Annotated in this window: 4 protein-coding genes; all 4 read right to left on the bottom strand. The window is 72.2% G+C overall.

The genetic code is table 11. The features are described 5' to 3' along the window. Positions 1-48: 48 nt before the first annotated feature. The 4 genes from ACFU7Z_RS35450 to ACFU7Z_RS35435 all read right to left on the bottom strand — a co-directional run bounded on the left by ACFU7Z_RS35450 (position 49) and on the right by ACFU7Z_RS35435 (position 5231). A complete protein-coding gene (locus tag ACFU7Z_RS35450; RefSeq protein ID WP_380782113.1) occupies positions 49-1104 on the bottom strand; it encodes a 2-oxoacid:ferredoxin oxidoreductase subunit beta in 1056 nt (351 codons plus the stop codon). Then, a complete protein-coding gene (locus ACFU7Z_RS35445) occupies positions 1101-3098 on the bottom strand; it encodes a 2-oxoacid:acceptor oxidoreductase subunit alpha (RefSeq protein ID WP_380718634.1) in 1998 nt (665 codons plus the stop codon). Before ACFU7Z_RS35445 ends, ACFU7Z_RS35450 begins: the two co-directional genes overlap by 4 nt. Before the next feature lie 277 nt (positions 3099-3375). After that, positions 3376-4038 carry a response regulator transcription factor gene (locus tag ACFU7Z_RS35440; RefSeq protein WP_049652547.1) on the bottom strand — a complete coding sequence of 221 codons (663 nt, stop codon included), beginning with the start codon at positions 4036-4038 and terminating at the stop codon, positions 3376-3378. 182 nt (positions 4039-4220) lie between these two features. Further along, on the bottom strand, positions 4221-5231 hold the full coding sequence (locus ACFU7Z_RS35435; RefSeq protein ID WP_049652569.1) for a polyprenyl synthetase family protein: 1011 nt from the start codon (positions 5229-5231) through the stop codon (positions 4221-4223). Positions 5232-5501: the final 270 nt, after the last annotated feature.

Raw genomic sequence — 5501 nt, 5'->3', positions numbered from 1 at the left:
CCCCTGTCCCGGTCGGGACAGGGGGCGCCGCTCGCTCCGACGGGACGGTCAGTCCACCGTCCAGGTGTCGTTTCCGGCGAGCAGCGTGGCCAGGTCGCCCGGGCCGCGCCCGTCGGTGGCGGTGGCCAGCTGGCTCGCCATCAGCTCGTCGTAGACCGGCCGTTCGACGCTGCGCAGCACGCCGATCGGCGTGTGGTGCAGGGTGTCCGCGTCGGCGATCCGGGAGAGCGCGAAGGCGGTGGCGGGGCTGGCCGCGTGCGCGTCGTGGACCAGGACGTCCGCCTCGTTGTCCGCCGTGACCGGGGCGGTGAACAGCTCGCCGTCCGGGCCCCGGAAGACGCCGTTCGCCAGGTCCGCGCCGAAGCGGGCGGCCTTCCCGTGCTCCAGCCGGATCAGCGCCTCGTCCCGGCTGCCCGGGTCCTTCAGCACCTCGAAGGCGCCGTCGTTGAAGATGTTGCAGTTCTGGTAGATCTCCACCAGCGCCGTGCCCTGGTGCTCGGCGGCCGCCCGCAGCACCGACTGGAGGTGCTGGCGGTCCGAGTCGATGGTGCGCGCGACGAAGGTGGCCTCGGCGCCGATCGCCAGCGACAGCGGGTTGAACGGCGCGTCCAGCGAGCCCATCGGGGTGGACTTGGTGATCTTGCCGAGCTCACTGGTGGGCGAGTACTGGCCCTTGGTGAGGCCGTAGATACGGTTGTTGAACAACAGGATCTTCAAATTGACGTTCCGCCGCAGGGCGTGGATCAGGTGGTTGCCGCCGATCGACAGCGCGTCGCCGTCACCCGTCACCACCCAGACGCTCAGGTCCTGGCGCGAGGTGGCCAGCCCGGTCGCGATCGCCGGCGCCCGGCCGTGGATCGAGTGCACCCCGTAGGTGTTCATGTAGTACGGGAAGCGCGAGGAGCAGCCGATGCCGGAGACGAACACCGTGTTCTCGCGCCTGATGCCCAGCTCCGGCATGAAGGACTGCACCGCCGCCAGGATCGCGTAGTCCCCGCAGCCCGGGCACCAGCGCACCTCCTGGTCGGTCTTGAAGTCCCGGGCGCTCTGCGGGCCTTCGGCCTTGGGCACCAGTCGCAGGGACGGGAAGGCACGCTCGCTCATCGGTGGTCCTCCTCGTCCAGGGTGCCGATCGCGGCCCACAGCACGTCCGCCAACTGGGCCGCCTTGAACGGCAGTCCGCGCACCTGGTTGTAGGACTCGGCGTCCACCAGGTACTTCGCCCGCAGCAGCAGGGCCAGCTGCCCCAGGTTCATCTCGGGAACGATGATCTTTTCGTAACTCCGCAGCACCGAGCCCAGGTTGGCCGGGAACGGGTTGAGGTTGCGCAGGTGCGCCTGGGCGACCTCGCCGCCGTCCGCGCGCACCCGGCGCACCGCGGCGGTGATCGGCCCGTACGTCGAGCCCCAGCCGAGCACCAGCACCCGGGCGTCGCCGCTCGGGTCGTCCACCTCGACCGGCTTCACCGTGATGCCGTCGACCTTGGCCTGCCGGGTGCGGACCATGAAGTCGTGGTTGGCCGGGTCGTAGGAGATGTTGCCGGTGCCGTCCTGCTTCTCGATACCGCCGATCCGGTGCTCCAGGCCGGGCGTACCGGGCAGCGCCCAGGGCCTGGCCAGGGTCCGCGGATCGCGCAGGTACGGCCAGAAGGCGCCGTCCTCGCGGTTCGGGCCGGTGGCGAACTCCGGGTCGATCTCCGGCAGTTCGTCGACCTCGGGGATCCGCCAGGGCTCCGAGCCGTTGGCCAGGTAGCCGTCCGAGAGCAGGAACACCGGGGTGCGGTAGGTGACCGCGATCCGGGCCGCCTCCAGCGCCGCGTCGAAGCACTCCGCGGGCGTGGCCGGGGCGACGATCGGCACCGGCGCCTCGCCGTTGCGCCCGAACATCGCCTGCAGCAGGTCCGCCTGCTCGGTCTTGGTCGGCAAGCCGGTGGACGGGCCGCCGCGCTGGATGTCCACGACCAGCAGCGGCAGTTCGAGCGAGACGGCCAGGCCGATCGTCTCGGACTTCAGCGCGACACCCGGCCCGGAGGTGGTGGTCACCCCGAGCGCCCCGCCGAAGGCGGCGCCGAGCGCCGCGCCGACACCGGCGATCTCGTCCTCCGCCTGGAAGGTGCGCACCCCGAAGTCCTTGTGCCGGCTCAGCTCGTGCAGGATGTCCGAGGCCGGGGTGATCGGGTACGAGCCCAGGTACAGCGGGAGGCCGGAGCGCCGCGAGGCGGCGATCAGCCCGTAGGACAGCGCCAGGTTGCCGGAGATGTTGCGGTAGCGCCCGGCCGGGAGCCTGGCCGGCGGCACCTCGTAGGAGACGGCGAAGGACTCGGTGGTCTCGCCGAAGTTCCAGCCCGCCCGGAAGGCGGTGATGTTCGCCTCGGCGATCTGCGGCTTCTTGGCGAACTTGGTGCGCAGGAACGACTCCGTCCCGTGCGTGGGCCGGTGGTACATCCAGGACAGCAGGCCCAGGGCGAACATGTTCTTCGCCCGCTCGGCGTCCTTGCGGGCCAGGCCGCTGTCCTTGAGCGCCTCCAGGGTCAGCGTGGTCAGCGGCACCTTGTGCAGGTGGAAGCCGTCCAGCGAGCCGTCGCCCAGCGGGTCCGCCGGGTAACCGACCTTGGCCAGCGCCCGCTTGGTGAACTCGTCGGTGTTGACGATGATCTCGGCACCGCGCGGCAGGTCCGGCACGTTCGCCTTCAGCGCGGCCGGGTTCATCGCGACCAGCACGTTCGGGGCGTCGCCCGGGGTCAGGATGTCGTGGTCCGCGAAGTGCAGTTGGAAGGACGAGACGCCCGGCAGGGTGCCGGCGGGCGCCCGGATCTCGGCCGGGAAGTTCGGCAGCGTGGACAGGTCGTTGCCGAAGGACGCCGTCTCCGAGGTGAAACGGTCACCGGTCAGCTGCATGCCGTCACCGGAGTCGCCGGCGAAGCGAATGATCACCCGATCGAGTCTGCGGATGGGCTTGCCCGGCTTCACCGGAGGGCCGCCCGGGCCGGGCGGTCCGGCGGACGCGTCCGCACCCGCGTGCGCGTCTCCGCTCCCGGCGCGGGCCTCGTCGCCGTCCGGGCCGTCCACTGCCTCTGACTGATCGACCTGACTGGTCACTGCCGCGGACCTCCTCGTGGGCGCACCACCGCGGGCGCGGCCCCGTGCCCCGTCCGCCTGGTGCACCTCTCGCATCCTATGCGGGCCGACCCGACGGCGACCGGAAGCACGGCAGTTATTTCACCGGCCCGCGGCTGCACCGCACATGAAGGTCAACGCCCGCCCGCCGGAGATCATTCCGGCTCGGACGGGCGGGCGCGAGCACCTCACGGGCGCATGGCCGAGATGCGCTCCCGGGGGCGCGCCCCGGGCGCCGGGGCGACGGAACCGGAGGGCGTCAGGAGTTGAGGTAGGTGAGCACGGCCAGCACCCGGCGGTGGTCCTCGGCGCTCTGAGCCAGTCCCAGCTTGAGGAAGATGTTGCTGACGTGCTTCTCCACCGCGCCGTCGGAGACCACCAGCTGCTTGGCCACCGCGGCGTTGGTGCGGCCCTCCGCCATCAGCCCGAGCACCTCGCGCTCGCGCGGCGTGAGATTGGCCAGAACGTCGCCCTTGCGGCTGCGGCTGAGGAGCTGCTGCACCACCTCCGGGTCCAGCGCGGTGCCGCCCTCGGCGACCCGGACCACCGCGTCGGCGAACTCGCGCACCTCGGCGACCCGGTCCTTCAGCAGGTACCCCACGCCCCGGGTCGAGCCGGCCAGCAGCTCCGAGGCGTAGCGCTCCTCCACGAACTGCGACAGCACCAGCACGCCCAGCTGCGGGTACCGGGCGCGCAGTTCCACGCAGGCGCGCAGGCCCTCGTCGGTGTGGTTCGGGGGCATCCGCACGTCGGAGACCACGACGTCCGGCAGGGCGTCGGCGGCCGCCAGGTCGTGGATGGTCTTCACCAGGGCGTCTCCGTCACCGACCCCGGCGACGACCTCCAGGCCGCGATCGGTGAGCAGCCGGGTCAGTCCCTCCCTGAGCAGTACGGAGTCCTCGGCGATGACGACGCGACGCATAACGACCTTCCGGGCAGGCGTGTGCTGACGGAAGTCAGTCTCCCCCATCCCGGGGCGGGCGGAGGGTCCGGGACGGGCCACCTCTCGGCCCGGCCCGGACGGCTCCCGGCGGTCCCGCCCGGAGCGGGGTCCCCCATCGTGCGAGGCCTCACCCGGAGCGGGGTCCTCCCCGGAGCGGGGCCTCACATCGTGCGGATCGCCACCGCGTCGCAGAGGCCCTCCAGGGCGGCCTTCGCGGCGCAGTCCGGCAGCGGCGCGAGCAGCGCCCGGGCCTCCTCGGCCCGGCGCAGGGTCTCGGCGCGGGCGCGCTCCAGCGCGGGGTGGGCACGCAGCAGGCGCAGCGCCTCGGCGTGCAGGTCGTCGTCGGAGAGGTCCTGGTCGAGCAGTTCGCGCAGCCGGGCGTCGTCCGGGTCGGCCGGGTCGGCGGGCATCTGCTGCAGCAGCAGGGTCGGCAGGGTCGGCACGCCCTCGCGCAGGTCGGTGCCGGGGGTCTTGCCGGACTCGTGGCCGTCGCTGGCGATGTCGAGCACGTCGTCGGCCAGCTGGAAGGCGATGCCGATCCGCTCGCCGAACTCGCCGAGGGTGTCCACCAGCTCGCGCTCGGCACCGGCCATCAGCGCTCCTATCCGGCAGGAGACGGCGATCAGCGAGCCGGTCTTGCCCTCCAGGACGTCCAGGTAGTGCAGCAGCGGGTCCATGTCCTGGCCCGGGCCGCGGGTCTCCAGGATCTGGCCGGTGACCAGCCGCTCGAAGGCCTCGGCCTGCATCCGCACGGCCTCCGGGCCGAGGTCGGAGAGCACCTGGGAGGCGCGGGAGAACAGGAAGTCGCCGGTGAGGATGGCGACCGAGTTGTCCCAGCGGGAGTTGGCGCTCGGGGCGCCCCGGCGCACCGGCGCCTCGTCCATGACGTCGTCGTGGTAGAGCGTGGCCAGGTGGGTCAGTTCGACCACCACGGCGGCGGGCACCACGCCGGGCGCCCCCGGGTCGCCGAACTGGGCGGCCAGCAGCAGGAGCAGCGGGCGGAAGCGCTTGCCGCCGGCCTCGAGGAGGTGACTGGCGGTGACGGTGATGAAGGGGACGTCGCTCTTGACGGCCTCACCGAGCGCCGCCTCCACAGCGTCCAGTCCGGCCTGGACGTCCCGGGTCAGGTCGCGGTCCTGCACGCTGAGCCCGAAGGGTTCCACGACGGTCACGAAGACCACTCCTCTGTCCCTGGTCGATCTAGCGGCCTGGTCCCTGAGTGCCGCCGCTGGCCATACAGGCAGGGTATCCGGTCGCGAGTGGATCACTGCACGGGCGTGCGGATCCTGTCATGATCGGGCTTGATGCCCTGGTCAGGGCGGCTGCGCGGGCCGGACGGCGGTGGGGGCGAATTCGGCTGGTAATAAAGGTGGGAGAGCCCCCGGAACTCCCCCGGCCCCGGCACCCGACACAGACCCGTCCGGGCCGCGCGGGCTGAGCGC

This window comes from Kitasatospora sp. NPDC057518 (assembly GCF_042802075.1).
In the GTDB taxonomy this organism is placed as follows: domain Bacteria; phylum Actinomycetota; class Actinomycetes; order Streptomycetales; family Streptomycetaceae; genus Kitasatospora.
The sequence above is the reverse complement of the archived record's forward strand: the minus strand, read 5'-3'. Positions and strand labels throughout refer to the sequence as shown.